At 59.2% G+C, this 19785-nt stretch carries 13 protein-coding genes and 2 pseudogenes; 7 read left to right on the plus strand and 8 right to left on the minus strand.

What is annotated here, in order from left to right; translation table 11 throughout:
- The first annotated feature begins 63 nt into the window (after window positions 1–63).
- Together ACI3K0_RS23855 and ACI3K0_RS23860 are read left to right on the plus strand one after the other, a co-directional pair.
- Window positions 64–960: a LysR family transcriptional regulator gene (locus ACI3K0_RS23855; protein ID WP_404946368.1), complete on the plus strand. Its 897-nt coding sequence runs from the start codon at window positions 64–66 to the stop codon at window positions 958–960.
- Between the two features lie 131 nt (window positions 961–1091).
- Window positions 1092–2685, plus strand: a pseudogene (locus tag ACI3K0_RS23860) (ABC-F family ATP-binding cassette domain-containing protein).
- 54 nt (window positions 2686–2739) lie between these two features.
- Here the strand turns inward: ACI3K0_RS23860 and ACI3K0_RS23865 are convergent.
- The 3 genes from ACI3K0_RS23865 to ACI3K0_RS23875 are packed head-to-tail and all read right to left on the minus strand — an operon-like array spanning window position 2740 to window position 5493.
- Window positions 2740–3498 carry an alpha/beta fold hydrolase gene (locus tag ACI3K0_RS23865; protein WP_404946369.1) on the minus strand — a complete coding sequence of 253 codons (759 nt, stop codon included), beginning with the start codon at window positions 3496–3498 and terminating at the stop codon, window positions 2740–2742.
- A gap of 40 nt (window positions 3499–3538) precedes the next feature.
- Complete coding sequence (locus ACI3K0_RS23870; protein WP_404946370.1) at window positions 3539–5308, minus strand: cytochrome c biogenesis protein DipZ; 1770 nt, start codon at window positions 5306–5308, stop codon at window positions 3539–3541.
- Between the two features lie 20 nt (window positions 5309–5328).
- The gene (locus ACI3K0_RS23875) at window positions 5329–5493 is read right to left on the minus strand and encodes a hypothetical protein (protein ID WP_404946371.1); all 165 of its coding nucleotides are present in this window, start codon (window positions 5491–5493) and stop codon (window positions 5329–5331) included.
- Between the two features lie 162 nt (window positions 5494–5655).
- On the opposite strand from ACI3K0_RS23875, the gene ACI3K0_RS23880 reads away from it, so the two are divergent.
- From ACI3K0_RS23880 to ACI3K0_RS23895, 4 genes are all read left to right on the plus strand, one after another.
- Complete coding sequence (locus tag ACI3K0_RS23880) at window positions 5656–6708, plus strand: alpha/beta fold hydrolase (protein WP_206829053.1); 1053 nt, start codon at window positions 5656–5658, stop codon at window positions 6706–6708.
- A gap of 123 nt (window positions 6709–6831) precedes the next feature.
- Window positions 6832–7572, plus strand: coding sequence for a response regulator (locus ACI3K0_RS23885; protein WP_206829066.1), 741 nt, complete (start codon window positions 6832–6834; stop codon window positions 7570–7572).
- Window positions 7569–8900 carry a sensor histidine kinase gene (locus tag ACI3K0_RS23890; protein ID WP_404946372.1) on the plus strand — a complete coding sequence of 444 codons (1332 nt, stop codon included), beginning with the start codon at window positions 7569–7571 and terminating at the stop codon, window positions 8898–8900. The genes ACI3K0_RS23885 and ACI3K0_RS23890 overlap by 4 nt, the downstream gene beginning before the upstream one ends.
- Before the next feature lie 161 nt (window positions 8901–9061).
- Window positions 9062–9478, plus strand: a complete 417-nt coding sequence (locus ACI3K0_RS23895) for an organic hydroperoxide resistance protein (RefSeq protein ID WP_404946373.1) — start codon at window positions 9062–9064, stop codon at window positions 9476–9478.
- Between the two features lie 376 nt (window positions 9479–9854).
- On the opposite strand, the gene ACI3K0_RS23900 is transcribed toward ACI3K0_RS23895, so the two are convergent.
- Window positions 9855–10826: a LysR family transcriptional regulator gene (locus ACI3K0_RS23900; protein WP_286195127.1), complete on the minus strand. Its 972-nt coding sequence runs from the start codon at window positions 10824–10826 to the stop codon at window positions 9855–9857.
- A 926-nt stretch (window positions 10827–11752) separates the two neighbouring features.
- Between ACI3K0_RS23900 and ACI3K0_RS23905 the strand changes: the two are divergent.
- Window positions 11753–12932, plus strand: a pseudogene (locus ACI3K0_RS23905) (Fic family protein).
- A 79-nt stretch (window positions 12933–13011) separates the two neighbouring features.
- Here the strand turns inward: ACI3K0_RS23905 and ACI3K0_RS23910 are convergent.
- From ACI3K0_RS23910 to ACI3K0_RS23925, 4 genes are read right to left on the minus strand one after another with little or no spacing between them, the layout of a single operon-like run.
- Window positions 13012–14559, minus strand: a complete 1548-nt coding sequence (locus ACI3K0_RS23910; RefSeq protein ID WP_404946374.1) for a response regulator — start codon at window positions 14557–14559, stop codon at window positions 13012–13014.
- 1 nt (window position 14560) lies between these two features.
- Complete coding sequence (locus ACI3K0_RS23915) at window positions 14561–15130, minus strand: chemotaxis protein CheB (protein ID WP_148147911.1); 570 nt, start codon at window positions 15128–15130, stop codon at window positions 14561–14563.
- Window positions 15127–15960, minus strand: a complete 834-nt coding sequence (locus ACI3K0_RS23920) for a CheR family methyltransferase (protein ID WP_353654275.1) — start codon at window positions 15958–15960, stop codon at window positions 15127–15129. The genes ACI3K0_RS23915 and ACI3K0_RS23920 overlap by 4 nt, the downstream gene beginning before the upstream one ends.
- Window positions 15957–19388, minus strand: coding sequence for a response regulator (locus tag ACI3K0_RS23925; protein WP_404946375.1), 3432 nt, complete (start codon window positions 19386–19388; stop codon window positions 15957–15959). Before ACI3K0_RS23925 ends, ACI3K0_RS23920 begins: the two co-directional genes overlap by 4 nt.
- Between the last annotated feature and the right edge of the window lie 397 nt (window positions 19389–19785).

The following is a 19785-nucleotide window of genomic DNA, read 5'->3' on the forward strand; positions in this document are numbered from 1 at the left end:
GCGGTTCGACATTGATCTGATAAGCTGGGCGATAAAGGACAATCTGATAAGGAATAGCGGACAATGCTGCGTGGGACACTGGCCGAACTCGAGGCGGTCGTTGCTGTGGCCACGCATGGCGGTTTTCGCGCCGCAGCGCGTGAACTGGGCATATCCTCCTCCGCACTCAGCCAGCAGATCGCGGTTCTGGAAGCCCGCATCGGCGTGAGGCTATTCAACAGGACGACACGCAGCGTCGTCCTGTCTTCCGCCGGTGAGCAGTTCGTGGCCGAGATCGCACCGGCGCTGGCGGCAATCCGCAAGGCGGTCGATCTGGCGGATGAACATCGCACCGAGCCGAGCGGCACCCTGCGGATCAACACCTCCGTCGGTGCGGCGCGCATGGTGCTCAATCCAGTTCTCCTGGAGTACAGGCGGCGCCACACGCAAATGGCGGTCGAAATCGTCACGGAGGGCGCGCTGGTCGATATCAATGCGCAGGGCTTCGATGCCGGTATTCGCATTCGCGAGACCGTGCCGCCGGATATGATCATCCAGCCGATCAGCCGCTCCGTTCGCCCCGTTATCGTCGGCTCTCCCGGCTATTTCGAGCGGCATGGCAGGCCGAAAGTGCCGGCCGATCTGAAGAACCATGATTGCATCCGGGCGCGTATGGCGAGCGGTTCTCTCTATCACTGGGAATTCGAACGGCACGGCGAGGCCTTCACCTTGGATGTTCCGGGCCTGCTGACGCTTGACGAGAGCGACCTGATGCTGCGGGCCGCACGGGAAGGCGCCGGCCTTGCCTATCTCAATGCGTGGCAGGTCGCCGCGGACCTTGCTGATGGCAAATTGATTGAGGTTTTGGACGACTGGATCGCTCCCTATCCGGGTCTCTGCCTCTATTATCCCGGCCGGCGCCATATTCCGGCCAAGCTGCGGGCGCTGGTCGATCTGGTCAGGGAGGTCGCCTGGGACTAGCGTCGCCGTATACCGTGAACCCACCGTCTTTACGCGCTAAATCACCACCGCAGCACCAACAGGATGGTCGACAATGGATTTCAACCCGATCGCAACGCCGCTTTGCCTTGCCATACGGGAAAACCTTGTCCATGCCGCATTCCATTATCCTCTCCAATCTGTCCTGGTCCACTTCTGACGGTCGTCCGCTTTTCTCCGATCTGAATATCGTTTTCGGTCCCGAACGGGCCGGGCTCGTCGGCCGCAATGGTGTCGGCAAGACGACGCTTTTGAAATTGATCTCCGGTGAACTGCCGCCGGCTTCGGGATCTGTCACGGCACCCGCAGGCATCCACATCTTGCGTCAGAGCGTACAGGTCGCGGAAGGGGCCACCGTCGCCGATCTCTTCGGTGTCCGTCATGCGCTGGCACTACTCGAGCGCGCTCAGGCAGGCACGCAACGCTCGAGGAATTGGCCGATATCGACTGGATGCTGGAGCCGACTATCGAAGCGGCGCTTGCGCGTTTCGTCCTCTCCATTCCTTTGTCGACGTCGCTCGCTCGGCTTTCCGGCGGCCAGCGCACCCGTGCCGCACTGGCTGCCCAGGTCTATCACGCACCTGATTTCCTGATCCTCGACGAGCCGACCAACAATCTCGACCGGGACGGCGGGCGGCAGTGATCGAACTTCTCGCCGGCTGGCGCCAGGGCGCGATCGTCGTCAGCCACGATCGGGAGCTTCTGGAAACTGTCGATGCGATCGTATAGCTGACATCGCTCGCCATCAGCCGTTATGGCGGAAACTGGAGCCATTACCGGGAAGGCAAGGCTCTTGAGCTTGCCGCGGCCCGGCATGATCTGGCCGACGCACAGAAGCGGCTCGGCGACGTCGAGCGCAAGGCACAGTAGACAGCGGAGCGGCAGGCGCGTCGCGATTGCGCAGGAAAAAGGAAGGCGGCAGAGGGCGGAATGCCGCGAAACTCGGCTGCCGGCCGCGCCATGCGTGCGGAGCAGACTGGTGGCGAAAAAGCCGAGGCCGCAAGCCGAATGGCGCGAGAGGCGAGGGCCGATGTGTCTGCTGCCCGCGACCGCCTGGAGGTTCTCGATCCCTTCAAGGTTTCGCTGCCATCCACGGGTCTTGTGGCGTCGAGGACGGTGCTGCGGCTGGACAAGGTGACTGCGGGTTATGCAAGCGATGCCCCAGTCCTCTCCAATGTTTCGCTGACAATGACTGGTCCCGAGCGGCTTGCCGTCATCGGCTCGAACGGCACGGGCATGACGAGGCTGCTGTCCGTTATCACTGGAGGCCTAGCACCGTTTTCAGGGTCCGTCAGGGTCGAGGTGTCATGCGCCTTTCTCGACCAGAAGGTCAGCCTGCTTCAACCGCGGCTGTCGATCCGGGACAATTTCATGCGTCTCAATGCCGGGGCCAGCGAAAATGCCTGCCGGGCAGCTCTCGCCCGTTTCATGTTCCGTGGCGATGCCAGCCTCAGGCAAGCGGGACAATTGTCGGGTGGGCAGATGTTGCGCGCCGGCCTGGCCTGTGTCCTTGGGGGAGAAAGGCCGCCGCAACTGCTTATTCTCGACGAACCAACCAATCACCTCGATCTTGACTCCATCGCCGCCGTGGAGGCGGGGCTGGTTGCCTATGATGGTGCGCTTCTGGTGGTCAGCCATGACGAGGCTTTCCTCGAGGCCATCGGCATTACTCGGCGTTTTCTGCTTGGTGCGCCGCTCGGAGCGTAACAAAAGCCGCGCCTTTTTGGGCGCGGCTCAGTTTGATCGGAGATCTGCGGGGTCTTAGTGTGAAAGGGCTTTTGCTGCCTTCTCGATCACATCGGCAACCTTTTCGGGCTGGGATGCAAAGACGGCGTGGCTTGCCTCAATCTCGGTCACGTCGCTGCCGGCACGTCTGGCCATGTCGCGTTCGAGATCGGGATTGATCGAACGGTCATGGGTGGCGACGACCGCCCAGCTCTTGCGCGTCTTCCAGGCCGGCTCGCTGATCTTCGCCGCGAAAGCCTGCTTGGCGGCGAAGACCTGCGATCTGGAGAGAAATTCGGCGTCTTTCTTCGGAAGGTCGCCGGCAAAGTCACCCGCGAATGACGCGGGGTCCAGGTAGAGATATTTCCCGTCCTTCGTTTCGCGGATGTTCATTCCACTGGCAGGTTTTGAGCTTGCCAGATCAAACAGGCTTTCTCCCGTATCGGGCTGGAAGGCGGCCACGTAGACGAGGCCAGCGACATGCGGATTGTTGCCCGCCTCGGTGATGACCATGCCGCCATAGCTGTGGCCGACGAGGAGCGACGGCCCGTCCTGCAGATCCAGCACGCGGTTGGTGGCGGCGACATCGTCGGCAAGAGAGGTAATCGGCTCCTGCAAGATGGTGACGTTGAAGCCGCGGTCCACGAGGATTTCGGTTGCCTTGCGCCAGCCGGAGCCATCGGCAAGGGCGCCATGCACGATGACGATGTTCTTCACCTCCGCCGCCTGTGCGGCGAAGGCGATGACGCTGGTGGCAAATGCGATGGCTGCCATGGAGATAAAACGGCGGTTCATGTCGTGATCCTTTGTTGTTGGAATAGGTGAGGGAAGGGGTTCAGCCGAAGGTGAAGGCGTAGGCCTGTACGCCCGGATCGAGGAAACGGATGGTGAAGGTTCTGGGCGTGACGTCGCCAGACTGACGGACAAGCTGGTAGAGGCGGGTGGATGTGACCGTGCCATTGCCGTCGGCATCGGTATCCGTGCCGTGGTCGGCGCCGGGCGCGTGGCCGTCGATCATCACCTGGAAACGGACCGGTTTTCCAGAGCCGTCCGGCCCCAATACGAGATGCAGGTCGCGGGCGCTGAACCGGTAGGTGATCGCGCCATCGCTCTTGTCGAGGGTCGCTTCTTCCGCGCCGACAGTCCAGCTGCCGGAGAGACCCCATTCGTTGAGGCTTGGCGTTTCAATCGAATAGGTACCGGAAGAGCCGGGACGAAGGCCTTCGTTCGAGGCAAAGCCGGTGGCCTGCCGGTAACCGATATAGGTCTCGCCGGAGCGGATATCCTTCAGGTCGGCACTCGCTTCTGCGCCTTTTGCCTCAGGCTTGACGGGCGCAGCGGTGGCTACGTCGCTGCCGGCTTCTCTTAGCAGATCCTGTATCGCCTGTTCGGTCCGACCATAATTGCCTTCGCCGAAATGGTGGTAGCGGATATTGCCCTTGGCATCGATCAGATAGCTGGCTGGCCAGTAGCTGTTATTGAAGGCACGCCAGATCCTGTAATCATTATCGATGGCGACGGGATAGCCGATCTTGAAGTCGGAGATTGCCTTTTTGACATTGTCGATTTTTTTCTCGAAGGCGAATTCCGGTGCATGCACGCCGATCACGACGAGACCCTGATCCTTGTATTTTTCGGCCCAGGCGCGGACATAGGGAACGGTGCGGATGCAGTTGATGCAGGAATAGGTCCAGAAATCGACGAGCACGACCTTGCCCTTCAGGGCTTCGGTGGAAAGCGGCGGCGAGTTCAGCCATTCCACGGCACCGCCCAGTGAAGGTGCGCGTCCTTCGACGGGAAGGTCGGCGTGAAACAGCTTGCCGTTGCGGGCGAGAATGGAATTGTCGGCGCTTGCGACCTCCATGCCGCCTTCGGCTTGCCGGGTGTGGAGACGATCGAGAACCGCCTGTTCGAAGGAAGACGTGCTGGCATATGAAAGCTTGGCGAGGAGGCCGGTGTCGAGGCCGAGCGCAATGACGCCGACACCTGCTATGACAGCTGCGCCAAGGACTTGCCGAATACGCTCGCCGACACCCAGAGACCGCTTCAAGGCGGCAAAGATCCGCCCGCCTGCGAAAAGTGCGAGGGCAAGCGAGGTCGCAGCCCCTGCAGCATAGGCGACGAGAAGGACAGTGGTTTCAAGATTGGCACCCTGCAGGGCGGCACCGGTCAGCACGAGACCGAGGATCGGCCCGGCGCAGGGCGCCCACAGGAGGCCTGTGGCAATGCCCAGAAGCAGAGAGCCCGCGGCCCTGGGAACGCTGCCCGGCTTTCCGGCCGCGTTCAGCAGGCGGTTGCCGAGTCCGACCACAGGCTGGCTCAGGAGCGTGGCGATGCGGGGAGAGATGAGGCCGAGGCCGAACAGCGCAAGCAGCAACAGCGCGGCAAGCCGCCCGAATTCATTGGCCTCGATGGCCCAGCCGCCGCCGATCGCAGCGAGTGTCGCGACAAGCGAAAATGTCGCGGTCATGCCTGCCAGCATGGGCAGCGTGCTGCGCAGGAACGGCTGTCCCGCACGGGCAAAGATGAAGGGAAGGATAGGCAGGATGCAGGGGCTCAGGATGGTGAGCGCCCCTCCGAGATAGGCAATGACGAGAAGCGTCATGATCGTGTCCTCTGAAGCCCTTAGTGGATCTTGGCGCCGCCGACATGGGCGTGATCGGCAACTGCGCCAATCTGGTCGGGCGCAGGTATCCGGGATGTGTCCGGCTTCAGGGAGAAATGTATCGGAGTGTAGGAGGCGACCCCGCCGCCATAATAAGAAACGATCAGGCGGGCGGGACCGGCCATCTCGTCGTCTTTTCGCGCAGGCGAGGCGAGGTCTTTGTATCGAACTGTATCTCGGCGGCGTGCCGCTACAGTTGCTTGCAGTTGAGCAGGTCGCAGGACATATCGACAATACATACGGGCTGTTTCTTGGGGATCGTCATCAACGCGAACCGGAGAAAACCCATGACCGATATGTTTCAGCTTCAACGCCGCCGCTTCTTTGGCCTGGCAGCCATGACCGTCGCAGCCGTCGAGCTCGGCGCCACTTCGCTGGCCAATGCTCAATCCGCCGCAGCCGAATCATCTGGCAATTCGCAAGGCAGGCCGGGTGGCCATACGAAATTTGCTGCCCTGAAGCAGGTCGATGCCGGTGTCCTCAATATCGGATATGCAGAGGATGGCCCGGCAAATGGTCCCGTCGTCCTGCTGCTGCACGGATGGCCATACGACATCTACAGCTATGTCGATGTTGCGCCGATCCTTGCCGATGCCGGGTATCGGGTCATAATTCCCTATCTGCGCGGTTATGGCACGACACGGTTTCTCTCTGCCGAAACGCCCCGCAATGGCCAGCAGGCTGCACTTGCGGTCGACATGATCGCGCTGATGGACGCGCTCAAGATCGAGACCGCGATCGTTGCCGGTTATGACTGGGGTGCGAGGACTGCGGATATCATGGCCGTGCTCTGGCCGCAACGCTTCAAGGCGCTAGTGTCCGTCAGCGGCTACCTGATTGGCAGCCAGGAAGCCAATCGCGCTCCGCTTGCGCCCAAGGCCGAGCTTGCCTGGTGGTACCAGTTCTATTTCGCCACCGAACGCGGCCGTGCCGGTTACGCCGCGCATACCCATGATTTTGCGCGTCTCATCTGGCAGACGGCGTCGCCCACCTGGAAGTTCGATGACGAAACCTTCAACCGCTCCGCCAGCGCATTCGACAGTCCCGACCATGTCGATATCACCATCCACAATTATCGCTGGAGGCTCGGACTGGTTGCGGGCGAGGCGAAATACGATGCCTATGAGGCGCTGCTTGCCAAGGCACCGGTCGTGACCATTCCCACCATCACCATGGAAGGTGACGCCAATGGTGCCCCGCATCCTGATCCATCCGCCTATACCGCCCGGTTTTCAGGACGCTACGAACATCGCACGATCGGCGATGGCATCGGTCACAACCTGCCGCAGGAAGCGCCGGCGGAATTCGCCCGCGCGGTGCTCGACGTCGCGAAATTCTAGACGCCACGAATTTCCGGCTGAACAGGTTGCTGCGGTGCATTTCCCGGCTTCGCGGCGGCCGCATCCAGCGCTAAATGGGAATGCCTCGACACGCAGCAAAGACAGAGGATGCGAGAACCCGAGATGGAGCATATCGACCATATCCTGATCGTCGACGACGATCGCGAGATCCGTGAACTGGTGTCGAGCTATCTGAAGAAAAACGGCCTGCGCACCAGCGTCGCGGCCGATGGCCGGCAGATGCGCAGCTTCCTGGATGCCAATGCGGTGGATCTGATCGTGCTCGACGTGATGATGCCGGGCGATGACGGGCTTGTTCTCTGCCGGGAGCTGCGGGCCGGCAAGCACAAGGCGACGCCGGTCCTGATGCTGACCGCCCGCGACGACGAGATGGACCGTGTCATCGGGCTGGAAATGGGTGCGGACGACTATCTGCCGAAACCTTTTGCTGCACGCGAGCTCCTGGCCCGCATCAAGGCCGTTCTTCGCCGCACGAGAATGCTGCCACCAAACCTGCAGATCAGCGAGGCGGGCCAGATCCTGACCTTCGGAACATGGCGCCTCGATACCGTCGGCCGCCATCTGCTCGATCCCGAAGGCACGGAGATTGCCCTGAGCGGTGCCGAATATCGGCTGCTCCGCGTCTTCATCGACCATCCGCAGCGTGTTCTCAACCGCGACCAGCTCTTGAACCTGACGCAGGGCCGCGATGCGGAACTGTTTGACCGTTCGATCGATCTTCTCGTCAGCCGCGTCCGCCAGCGGCTGGGCGACGACGCGCGCGAGCCGACTTATATCAAGACTATACGTGCAGAAGGTTATGTCTTTGCGGTGCCGGTGGAAATTTCGGAGCCCAGGACATGACAGAGCCGGCGGCGGACAAGGCGAGCCGGTCTTTCGCCTTCTGGCCGGGCACCCTGCGCGCGCGCCTGTTTCTCATCCTCTTTTCAGGCCTTGCTATTGCGTACGGCCTTTCCTTCAGCATCCTGTTTTTCGAGCGCTATACATCTGCCAAGGCCGTGATGCTCGGTACGCTCGAAAGCGACCTTGCAACCTCGATCGCGGTGATCGACCGGCTGCCGGCGGCAGAACGTCCGGCATGGCTCGATCGTCTCAGCCGCGGAAACTATCGGCTGGAGCTTGGAACCGGTGTTCCTGGTGTTCCCGACATGTCGGGACGTGGAGCCGACATCGCCGCTCGGATCGAGGACGCCGCGGGTCAAAAATTCCCACTGACCGTACAAGCCATTCCCGGTGAGAATGGCAGGCTACAGGGTCATCTGACGCTTTCCGACGGTTCCCCGCTTACGATCGACGTGACACCGCGCGGTGTGATGCCGCTGGCCAGCTGGCTGCCTTATGTCTTTACGGTGCAGATGCTGCTGCTCGTCCTCTGCACCTGGCTTGTTGTGCGTCAGGCATTCCGGCCGCTTGGCGATCTCGCCGCCGCCGCCGATGCGCTTGATCCGAATGCCAAGGGCAAGCCGATCAGCGAGACCGGTCCGCGCGAGGTGGCCCATGCGGCGCGGGCATTCAACGCCATGCGCGACCGGATCGCCCATCATCTCGAGGAGCGGGTGCAGATCCTTGCAGCCATTTCCCACGATCTTCAGACGCCGATCGCCCGTATGCGGCTGCGCGTCGACATGGCGGATGAGAGCCCGGAACGCGACAAGTTGGTCAGCGACCTGCGCGAGATCGAAATGCTGGTAAAAGATGGGATCGCCTATGCGCGAAGTTCGCATGGCAATGGCGAGAAGACGTCGCGCATCGACCTTTCGTCCTTCATCGACAGCATTGCCTATGATTATCAGGATACGGGCAAGGCGGTGACAGTGATCGGCCCCGTACAGGGCACGATCACGACCAAGCCGCATGCGTTGCGACGTCTCCTGACCAATGCCATCGATAACGCGGTCAAGTTTGCCGGTGCGGCGGAGCTGAGCGTCGAGCGGAAGCAAAATGGCGAAACGGTCCTGAGCATTCTCGATCGGGGGCCGGGCATACCTGACGAGATGCTGGAGGCCGCTATGCGGCCTTTTGTGCGGCTGGAACAGTCCCGCAATCGCGAGACCGGTGGCACGGGACTGGGGCTTGCGATCGCCCAGCAACTGGCCACGGCCCTTGGCGGCAAAGTGAAGCTTTATAATCGCGACGGCGGCGGGCTTGCCGTGGAACTGACATTGCGATGATGACTGGCGCCGGTGTTCCGGCGCTCATTTTTGGATCTGCCGGGTCCCATATACTGTTTGTTACATTTCACCGGTTGTCCTGAAACAGCGCAGATACTCCAGCGGGCCAAAAACCTCCCTGTCAGCGAACAACGCTGGCCTGGCTTAAAAGGAGTTTTGCCATGCCGAAGATCGACAATGTTCTTTATACCGGACGGACCCACACCACGGGTGGACGCGAAGGTTTCGCACGCAGCGACGATGCCGCGCTGGAGGTAAAGCTTTCTTCTCCGGGAAGCGGTCGCCCCGGTACCAACCCGGAACAGCTGTTCGCCGCCGGCTGGTCGGCATGCTTCATCGGCGCCATGACCCGCGCTGCCGGAACGCGGCAATTGCGGCTGCCGGCGGATGTCGCCGTCGATGCGGAGGTTCACCTCGGGACGAGCGAGGGCGAGTTCTTTCTGCAGGCCCGCCTGAATGTCAGCCTGCCGGGCATGGATCGGGATGTCGTACAGGCGATCATTCATGAAGCCCATCAGCTTTGCCCCTATTCGAAGGCCACTCGTGGCAATATCGACGTAGAGCTTAATCTCGCATGAGGATTGATCATCCTCTGACAAGTATGCTGATGACTGCCCCCCTCATTCTGGCCGCGCTGATGACACCATGCGTCCTCGACGCAACGTCGAACGAGGCTTCCGTCATCGCTGCCGCCCTCATAAAGTGAGGGTGGCAGCTAGGCCCGTGATGCCCGGAACGGAGTGATTGGTGAGCGTCAAACCAGTCTGATTACACAGTCAAGGACGCGCCATGACCGGTTCGTTGAGAAGTCAGTCTGCAACGTCTGCTCCCGAGACCTTGAGGTCTCATAAAAATGCCTTACGCCGAGTCCTGTTTTCGCTCTAAATTCAGAAATTTGCAGATACTTAGCAGATCTGCGATGTCGGGTCGAAGGTTCGGTTTGGCTCAAGAGCATTAATCCTCACTACGGTCCCCAGAACTCCCCTGTCTGCGCATAAGACTTCTGTGGTGGGCGATGAAAGCCCTAACCGACGGATTTACGTCGCTTTTTCGATACACGACGGCGAGATCGGTCGTCACGTCATTGTCGATCAGCGGCACGTAGCGCAGGCCGGGAAGCCGAAAGCAATCCATGCTCTTCGGCACCAGCGCGATGCCGATACCGACGGCGATCATGCTGGCGATGGTCGTGAAGTCGCGGCCGTTCGAATTAATCTTCGGCTTGAAACCCGCCTCGCCGCAGGCATCAAGCGTATTGGCATGGAAGCCGATATCGCTCGGCTGGCGCGGCGTGATGAACGTTTCTTCCTGAAGATCGCGAAGGCGGATTGCAGCCCTGGATGATTGTGGATGGGTGGCCGGCAGCGCGGCGACCAGTGGCTCCTTCAGGACGACCGTGGCGTTGAGTTCCGAAGGGATTGGCGCGGGCGGGCGGATATAGCCGAAATCGAGTTCGCCTTGCCTAATCTTCTCCAGCTGCTGGCGCATTTCCAGTTCCAGTAGGTGGAGTTCGATATCCGGCAGGGCACGCCGGAAGGAGGCGAGCGTGTCCGTCAGGATGCCAGAATAGGCCGCAGACGCGACGTAGCCGATGGTGATCCTGCCCGTCTCGCCGCGGCCGAGGCGCTTGAGCTGGGAAAGCGTTTCATCGGCTTGCGCCACGATCTTCACCGCGTCCTCGAACAGTGCATTCCCGGTGGGGGTCAGTTTGACAGCGCGCTTGGTGCGATCGAGCAGCGGCAGGCCTACGATTGCCTCCAGAGCGATGATTTGCTGGCTGAGTCCGGGTTGTGCAATGCCGAGCCTTGCTGCCGCGCGCTCGAAATTTCGCTCCTCAACCAAAGCGATGAAGTATCTCAAATGCCTCAGTTCGAAATTGGTGGCACGTTGTCTGCCTGTGGTCGTCATCGGCTTTGGGTCGCTCATTGCTGTCAGGTCTCATTTCAGACTTTAAACTTCTGAAAATTGCTACTCCCATTTATTGGATTTGTGTCTGCGCTGTCGATAGAAAGATGATCGATCAGATTATTCCGCGGGGCGGCATGCGTTTCATCCAATCTGATCTCTTAGTCACGACAGCCCGTGTTCGGCTCTTTCCGCGGGCTCGATTGCACGCGCGCAGGAAGCGCAGGGCACCACGCTGGCCCCCATCATTTTGCAGGGCGAGGGAAATATGGATCCGCGCGGCCCTGTCGATGGCTATGTCGCAAAGACCCAACCTCCTGATCTCTCGGAAATCACCGTCACTTAAGTTTAGCTGTCAAAAATCGGCGTTTCGTGCAAAACTGGACGCTAAAATAATGGCTAATGCCAGAAGAAAGGCGGTGGTCGATGGACCAGCGAACGAGACCTTCAACGCCCCTCGCTTCTTTGTCCAAGGCTCTTGCGAGGATATCCCGCGCCCGCACTGTCGAGGCGGCGATCGAGACGGTTCGGGAAACCGCCCGGACGGTGATCTCTGTCACTACGTCGAAGAGGATGCACTGACCAGGTAGGGCCGGATATTCTCCAACACCCGCCCGGATGCGATTGGCGCGATACGCAGCTTGCAGAATTCAGATATCTTTCGCTGAAAATGGCGTGATGAAATATCGTTTTTGGTCATGCCTATTCCGTTTCTCTCTGCGCCAAGGCCGAGGGCGAGCGGGAATAGGAGGCGAGGTTTGACAAAAGATGTATCGGGCGTGTCACTTTTAATGGCGCTTAATAATCGTATTAGGGCTCGCATGCCGCCTGGATCAAATCTCAGGAATTCAATGTCAGCGCGCTAATTAAGCGCGCTTATCTAAGTCTGCCAGTTAATTAAATAAAATGCTTATTGTTTAAATAAGGCGCGCGCCTGATATTGGGTTATGTCTAATTCCGAATCCAAACATCGCTTGAGTCGCTTCGTCGAAACGGTCGCTGCCAATGAAACAGTGCGTGCGTTCGTCCCTCCACCATTGCCATCCGAGCCGGCGATTGATGTGCTTTCTTTGCTTGAGCGCCTCAGCCTAGCAGAGCGAGCGCTAGGACGCCTAGATGGTATCACAATGCTGCTCCTGCGACAGGAGCTTTCTCTACATGTATGCGAGAAAGGAAGCTGTTCTTTCCTCGCAGATTGAAGGTACGCAGTCGACGCTTTCCGATCTTTTGCGGTTCGAAACCGAAGCTCAGGCTAAGCAGCCGGTTGATGATATTCGTGAAGTCTCCAACTACGTCGACGCCATGATGTATGGTTTGGAGCGGCTGGAAACGCTGCCCATGTCATTGCGTCTGATCCGCGAGATGCACGCCAGTCTCCTGCACAGTTTGCGAGGAGGCACCAAGGATCCCGGAGAGTTCCGCCGCTCGCAAAATTGGATTGGTGGCACGCGGCCCGGTAACGCACTTTTCGTGCCACCACCCGTCACTGAACTGGCAGGTTGCCTGGATGCGTTCGAGCGCTTCATGCATGACGATCAATCGCGGTTGCCGGCACTGATAAAGGCTGGCCTGTTGCATGTGCAATTCGAAACAATCCATCCGTTACTCGATGGTAATGGCCGTATCGGCCGCCTGCTTGTAACCTTGTATCTTTGCATGAACGGCGTGCTGCAAAAGCCGCTTCTCTACCTCAGCCTCTATCTGAAGTCCCATCGGAGAGAATTTTATCGGTTGCTGCAGGAGGTTCGCGAAAACGGAAACTGGGAAGCTTGGTTGGACTTCTTCCTCGCAGGCGTCGCCGACACTGCCAATCAGGCATTTGAGGCTGCCACGCAGATCGTCGATCTTTTCAAGGAAGATCGGGAGAAGATCACGATGGAAAGTGACAGAGCAGGGTCGGTCCTTCGCATTCACGAGCTATTCCAGAAAAACCCCTTTCACACGGCGAACCAGATTGTTCAGATAACAGGTCTGTCCGCACCAACGGTTAACGCCGCGCTCGCAGATCTGGAGCGATTGGGCATCGTTGATGAGGTCACTGGCCGCAAGCGTGCCCGTGTGTTTAGTTATAGACGGTATCTTGCAATCCTGAGCGAAGGCACCGATCCTCTACCTCTCAGTTCATGAAGAATAGGTGGGCCAAAATTTCGATCTTCATCAAGAGCTTAAATACGACCTGCAATTATTCTGCGGGTGATGCCTCCAACTAATTTGCAAGTCTCGAAAACACCTTCTGTAACTGTTCCAGTGGGACGGGTTTCGTCAGATGGAAATTGAAGCCGGCCTCGGTCGCTAGTTCCTTGTCGCGATCCTGGCCCCAGCCGGTCTGCGCGATTATGGGCGTGGTCAGAAACTCAGCCTCGCTGCGAAACGCGCGGCAAACCTCATAGCCATTCATGCCGGGGAGACCAATATCGAGGAGAATGACGTCAGGATGGTAGTGCCTGGCTGCATCAAGGGCCTCCCGACCGTCGTGGACTGCCTCGAATTCGTGGCCGATATCTTCCAACATCATCCCCAACGTGTCCGCGATAATCGGATTGTCGTCAACGACAAGCACCTTCAGCGGTCTGAACGAAGGGATGCCGGTCGATAGCTGTTCCGTTTCTGCGGGAAGTTCCGATGCAGGCAACGAGGGGAGCCTGATCGTGAAACGGCTGCCGGTCCCCGGCCCCGCACTAAATGCCTCCACCGAGCCACCGTGCATTTCGACGAGCTGCCGGACGAGGGCAAGGCCGATGCCGAGCCCGCCCTGGGAGCGTTCTAGATGGTCGTCTATCTGGGTGAAAAGCTGGAAGACCTTGGCCTGCATGTTTTCCGGAATCCCGACCCCGTTGTCGGTTACCACGATGACCACTTGGTCGCCTTCCGTTCGCACGGTGAGGGTGACCTTCCCGCCCCGCGGAGTGTATTTGGCGGCATTGTTCAACAGGTTTGACAGGGCTTGGGACAGGCGGACCTGATCGCCATCAACCCATTGCGCGCCGACCGGCAAATCGATCGTCAAGGCGTGCCTTGCCCCGTCGATCAGAGGACGACTGGCTTCGGTCGCGGAGTTGACGATCTCGTCGATCCTGACCGGAGCTTTTCGAAGTTCGATCTTTCCCTGACTGACGCGTGACACGTCAAGAAGATCATCGATCAGCCGAACGAGATGAACCAACTGTCGGTCCATCATGTTGCGGATTGCGCCTGCATTCTCACCATTCGGGTTGCGTTTCAAAATGTCTAGCCCATTGCGCAGGGGAGCCAGCGGGTTGCGCAGTTCATGGGCAAGTGTTGCCAGGAACTCGTTCTTGCGTCGATCGGCATCCTTCAATGCTTCGGCCTGCAGTTGCAGTTCGTCACGCTGGGCGGCGATTTGTTGCCGCTGTAGGTAGAGTTCGAAGAAAACCTCAGTCTTGCTGCGAAGGATATCAGGTTCGATCGGCTTCTGGATGAAATCGACGGCGCCCGCCTCGTATCCCTGAAACCGCCAGCGGCTGTCCGCTGTGTTGCCGGCCGTGACGAATATAATCGGCACCCGGCGTGTGCGCTCATTCCCGCGCATCAGTTCGGCAAGCTCAAAGCCATTCAAGCCTGGCATCTGGACGTCAATCAACGCCAGCGCGACATCATGCTCTAGGAGAAGCTCCAATGCCTGATCGCCGGAGCGAGCCTTGAGCAGGTTCAGGTCTTCCCGGCGCAGCAGGGCCTCGAGAGAGATCAAGTTCTCTTCGAGATCATCGACCAACAGAAACGAAACCTGGCTCATTTCAGCCGATCCTCCTCAAGTATTGGGATATTCCGTCAAGCGACATGACTGTCGCATCGGGGCAGAGCGCCAGGCCTGCCTCGGGCATGGCAGCAGCAAAAGCAGTTTCAGGGTCTTGGACGATCACGTGCCCGCCGGCGTTCGCAATCGCCAAAAGGCCCCTTGCGCCGTCCTGATTGGCGCCGGTCAGCAGGATGCCGACTGAACTCGCACCAAAGACGTCGGCGGCGCTTTCGAACAAGACATCGACCGACGGCCTGGAGAAAAGAACCGGCTCCTCATTGGTGAGGCCCAGCGTTTCGAAGTCCTCGACCAACAGATGGTAGTCCGGCGGTGCAAAATAGGCGGTCGCGGCCCGCAATGGTTCCTTGTCCTCAACCTCGATTACCCCGATCCGGCATTTCGCCCCGAACAGCTCGGCAAGAACACTGCGCTTGTCGGGCGGGATATGCACGACGATAATGATTGGCAACGGAAAATCGCCTGGCAAATCCGGCAGGATGGCGGTAAGCGCCTCCAGTGCTCCAGCCGAAGCGCCAATGACGATTGCCCTTGGGCAGGCAGCGCTCATCTGCTCACCCTCTGATAGATTTTTTCCTCGCGCACGAATTCTTTGAACTCTTCGCCATGCGCCGAGAATCGAAGGCTTTCCTTCGCGCCGATCCCCAGGAAACCCTTGCGCGCCAACGAATCTTTAAAAAGACCGACCGCTCGATCCTGCAGCGGCCGGTCGAAATAGATCATCACATTGCGGCAGGAGATTAGGTGCATCTCGCCGAATACCGCATCGGTGACGAGGCTATGGTCGGAAAAAACGACACGTTCTCGAAGCGTTCGGTCGAAGGAGACCCGGCCGTACCCTGCGCTGTAATAGTCGGAAAGTGAGGACTTGCCGCCCGACTTGCGATGGTTCTCCGTGAACAGCTGGATCCGGTCCAACTCATAGACGCCGGCCTCGGCCATTCGCAGCGCATCCTGGTTGATGTCGGTGGCGTAAAAGATGGTCCGGTCTTCAAGACCCTCCTCGCGAAACAGGATCGCCAGCGAATAAAGCTCCTCGCCGCAGCTGCAGCCGGCAACCCAGATCTTCAGCGATGGATAGGTCCTTAGATGGGGAACGACATCTTCGCGGATGGCGCGAAAATAGCCGGGATCTCGAAACATCTCGCTGACCTGGACCGTAAGATAGCCAAGGAGACGCGGAAGCATCGTCTCGTCATGCAGCACACGCTCCTGCAGGGCCGAGATCGTCGCAAAACCCATCTGATCACGGGCCTGCCTCAACCGACGCTTGATCGACCCCATCGCATAGTTGCGGAAGTCATAGTGGTAGCGGACATGAAGCGCCTCTAGCAGAAGCCGGATTTCAATGTCCTCGACTTTTTCGAAGGTCTCGATCACCGCGGCATCCACACACGTACGAGTGAGAGCAGCTTCTCCACATCGAGGGGCTTTGCCATGTAATCGTTGGCTCCGGCCTCGATGCAGCGCTGCTGGTCGTCAGGCATCGCCTTGGCGGTGAGCGTGATGATCGGCAGCTTCTTCCAGTCAGGATTTCTTCGGATCGTGCGGGTAGCCGTCAGTCCGTCCATGACGGGCATCATGACATCCATCAGGACGAGATCGATGGCCTTGGCCGCATCGCCCTGCGACTGGCCAAGCTTGTCGAGCGCCTCCTGGCCGTTGCGGGCGATCTCTATGACGGCTCCGCGCGGTTCGAGAATGTTGGTCAGAGCATACACGTTGCGAACATCGTCTTCGACGATCAGGATCCGTCGGCCTTCCAGCAACGCATCCCTGCTGCGCGCCTTGCGGATCATCTTCTGCTGCTCATCGGGCAGATCCGAAACCACCTGATGCAGAAACAGCGAGACCTCGTCCAAAAGCCGTTCCGGTGATTTCGCACCCTTGATGATGATGGACTTTGAGTAGCGGCGCAGTCGCTGTTCTTCGTCTGCAGACAGTACCCGGCCGGTATAGACGATCACAGGCGGGAAGGAATGGCTGCTGTCGGCGCTGATGGTTTCCAGAAGCTGGTAGCCGGACGCGTCCGGTAGCGAGAGGTCGAGTACCATGCAGTCGAACGTCTGCTCCTTCAGAAGCGTCAGGCATTCGGCCGCCGTGCCCGCCCCGATCGTCTCGACATCATGGGAGGTGAGCAGCTTCGCCACGGCTTGCCGCTGCACCTCGTTGTCCTCGACGATCAGAACGCGGTGGACACCTTGCGACAGCTTGGCGTCCAGTTTCTGCAGAACCTCGACGAGCTGTTCGCGCTGAACCGGTTTCATGACATAGCCGACAGCGCCAAGCGACAGTGCGGTCTCGGCGTAGTCGTCGGCGGAGACGATGTGGATTGGAATATGGCGTGTGCGCACGTCGCGCTTGAGCCTGTCGAGCACCGACAGTCCCGACTGATCCGGCAGACCGACATCTAGGACGATGGCGCTTGGCATATGCTGCCTTGCAAGGTCCAGGGCGTCATAGGCCGTGCCCGCAACAAGCGCCCGGAAACCCATTTCGCGGGCGAGGTCACGGAGGATCGCCGAAAACGTATCGTCATCTTCGATCACCAGCAGGGTACGCCTGCCATCGCTCGGCGCTGCCCGATCGTCCTCGACGATCTCATGGCGACTGATGCTGGATGGGCGTGCTTCCTCGACAACAGGCCGTGGTGCGGCGATCGTTTCGGCCGTTCGAATATTCCGGGGGAGAACCCGGGAGGGATCATAGGAAACTGGCACGATGACGGTGAACGTGCTTCCCTGGCCGTGACGGCTGGTCAGGTGAATGGTGCCGCCGAGCAACCGGACAAGTTCTCTCGAAATCGACAGTCCCAATCCCGTGCCGCCGAAGCGGCGGCTGATTGTTCCGTCTGCCTGATGGAAGGCTTCGAAAATGCTGTTCTGCTGCTCCTCGGCAATGCCGATGCCCGTATCCGATACAGCCAGTGCCAGCTGCCCGTCGCCAGCGCTGCGAAGGGCGAGGGTGACCTTGCCCTTTTCGGTGAACTTGAAGGCGTTAGACAGCAGGTTCTTGATAACCTGCTCGAGCCGTTGCGGATCGGTTTCAATGACCGCAGGTGCCTCCGGGGTCATTTCGATATCGAACTCGAGTTCCTTCGACCTGGCCACGGGATCGAACAGCTGTCGGATACTTCCCGCCATCCTTTCGAGGGAAACCGGCTCCGGAGTGATGTCCACATGACCGGCTTCTATCTTCGACAGATCGAGGATGTCGTTGATCAGGGTCAGCAGGTCATTGCCGGAAGACTGGATGGTCTGGGCGTATTTGACCTGTTCCTGGGTCAAGTTGTCGTCCGGATTGTCGGCGAGAAGTTTGGCCAGGATCAGTGAGGAATTGAGCGGCGTGCGCAGCTCATGAGACATGTTGGCGAGGAAATCCGACTTGTAACGGCTCGCCTGCTCGAGTTCGCGCGCCTTCAGCTGAACCGAGGCATTGACCTTCTCGAGATCGTCGCGCTGACCTTCCAGCTGCTGGGCCTGTTCTTCGAGCTGGGAATTGGTCTGCTCGAGTTCCACCTGCTGCTGTTCTAGCCGGGCCTGCGATTCCTTCAGCGCCCGGCCCTGTTCTTCCAGCTCTTCGTTGGAGACTCGTAGCTCCTCGCCCTGGACCTGCAACTCCTCGGCTTGCCTTTGCGTTTCGCGCAGCAAATTCTGTAGGTCGCTGCGGTACTTCGCTGAGCGAACAGCAGTGGCAATCGACGCAGATGCCTGATCGAGAAGGGTAAGGATCTTCTCATCGATTGCGCGCAAGAAGCCCAGTTCAATCACGGAGTTTACTGCCCCATCGACACCGCCAGGCGAAATCAGGAGATGCTTGGGTTTGTTGGTCCCGAGTGCTGATCCGAAGGTGAGATAGCCGTCTGGCACGTCGGAGACCAAGATCGGTTTGGCTCCCGAAACCGCCTGCCCCAAAAGGCCTTCACGCGGTTTGAATCGATCTGGCACGCTTGCGTTTTCCCGAACACCCCAAGTGGAGGCGAGCTCAAACTCATCTTCGCCCTGGACGAAGATTGCGCCGGCGACGGCACCTGTATAGCGAGCAAGGAATTCCAGAATGTTGTCGCCGAGCTCCTCGATGCGCCGATCACCGGTGACCGCGGCATTGAGGCCTACTTCACCAGACTGTAGCCAGTCCTGACGTCTTCTCGAAAGGGTTGATTGGCGCAACAGGGCGGCGATCGCCAAAGTAAGAAGTATACCAAGGAGGCCAGCAAGAATAGTGCTGGCAAAAGCCGTCGTGTAGGCACTTTCCATTTCGGCTAAACGTTGAGCTCGCAGGCGGGCTTCTTCCTGCCGCATGGAAGTCAGTTGAGCGCGAACCGCATCCATCTCGGCCTTGCCGCGGTCGGAGTTGACTACAGCAAGAGCCGCATCGACGCCCTGTGTCCGTCTCAGGTCGATGCTCTCGCGCAGTTCGGAGAGCTTTGCATCGACATGAGACCGGAGCATCGCCAAACGTTGTTGTTGAGATGCATTGTCGCTGATCATGTCCCCGATTGTCTCGACACGCTTGGGAATTGCGGTGATCGCCGCGTTATATGGCTCAAGATACCGCTCGCTGTTGGTTAGAACAAACCCACGCTGCCCTGTCTCTGCGTCCTGGATCAGGGAGAGCAGATCTGAAAGCCCGACGATGACTTCGTGTGAATGGACGACACGCTCATTGTTGGAACGCAATGTCTGCACGTTATACCAGGAAACGGCGGCACTGATGACGAAGAACGCCAGTGCACCAGCCAGACTGAAGGCGACCGAAGGGTCGAGACCTAGGGTTCGCTTGGAGGGCGCGGTGGCGTAGGTTGTCATGTATTTCTCGACTGGGAGTAAATATTGCGGATCATGGGGCTATTGAGCCTGATCCCTGGCCCGTCAAGTTGATACAGGAACCGAACCTGTGTCGAGCGGGGCTAATGAGAGATGATTTGGTGGCTTTAGCGTAAACGAATGAACGTCTCGCTGTATCGACGTGCGGTACTGGCCTTAGGCTAGCGCTCCTGGAAATACGGATGCTTTTCCCGTATTCCGGGTTCGCTTGCAACATTCGAAATGCCGATCTTTTCTTGATAGTGTCTCACATCACGCCGCGTAACGCGCTTGCGGCCCGATGGTTCCATGAGATTTGAGAAAAATCCGGTGATGAGTCCGGGCTGATTGATGAGTTTTCGCAAGAAAGCGGCTTTACCTCACAGAGCGGAGCCGCGCA

It is taken from the genome of Rhizobium sp. ZW T2_16 (genome assembly GCF_044987325.1).
Classification (GTDB): domain Bacteria; phylum Pseudomonadota; class Alphaproteobacteria; order Rhizobiales; family Rhizobiaceae; genus Neorhizobium; species Neorhizobium cellulosilyticum.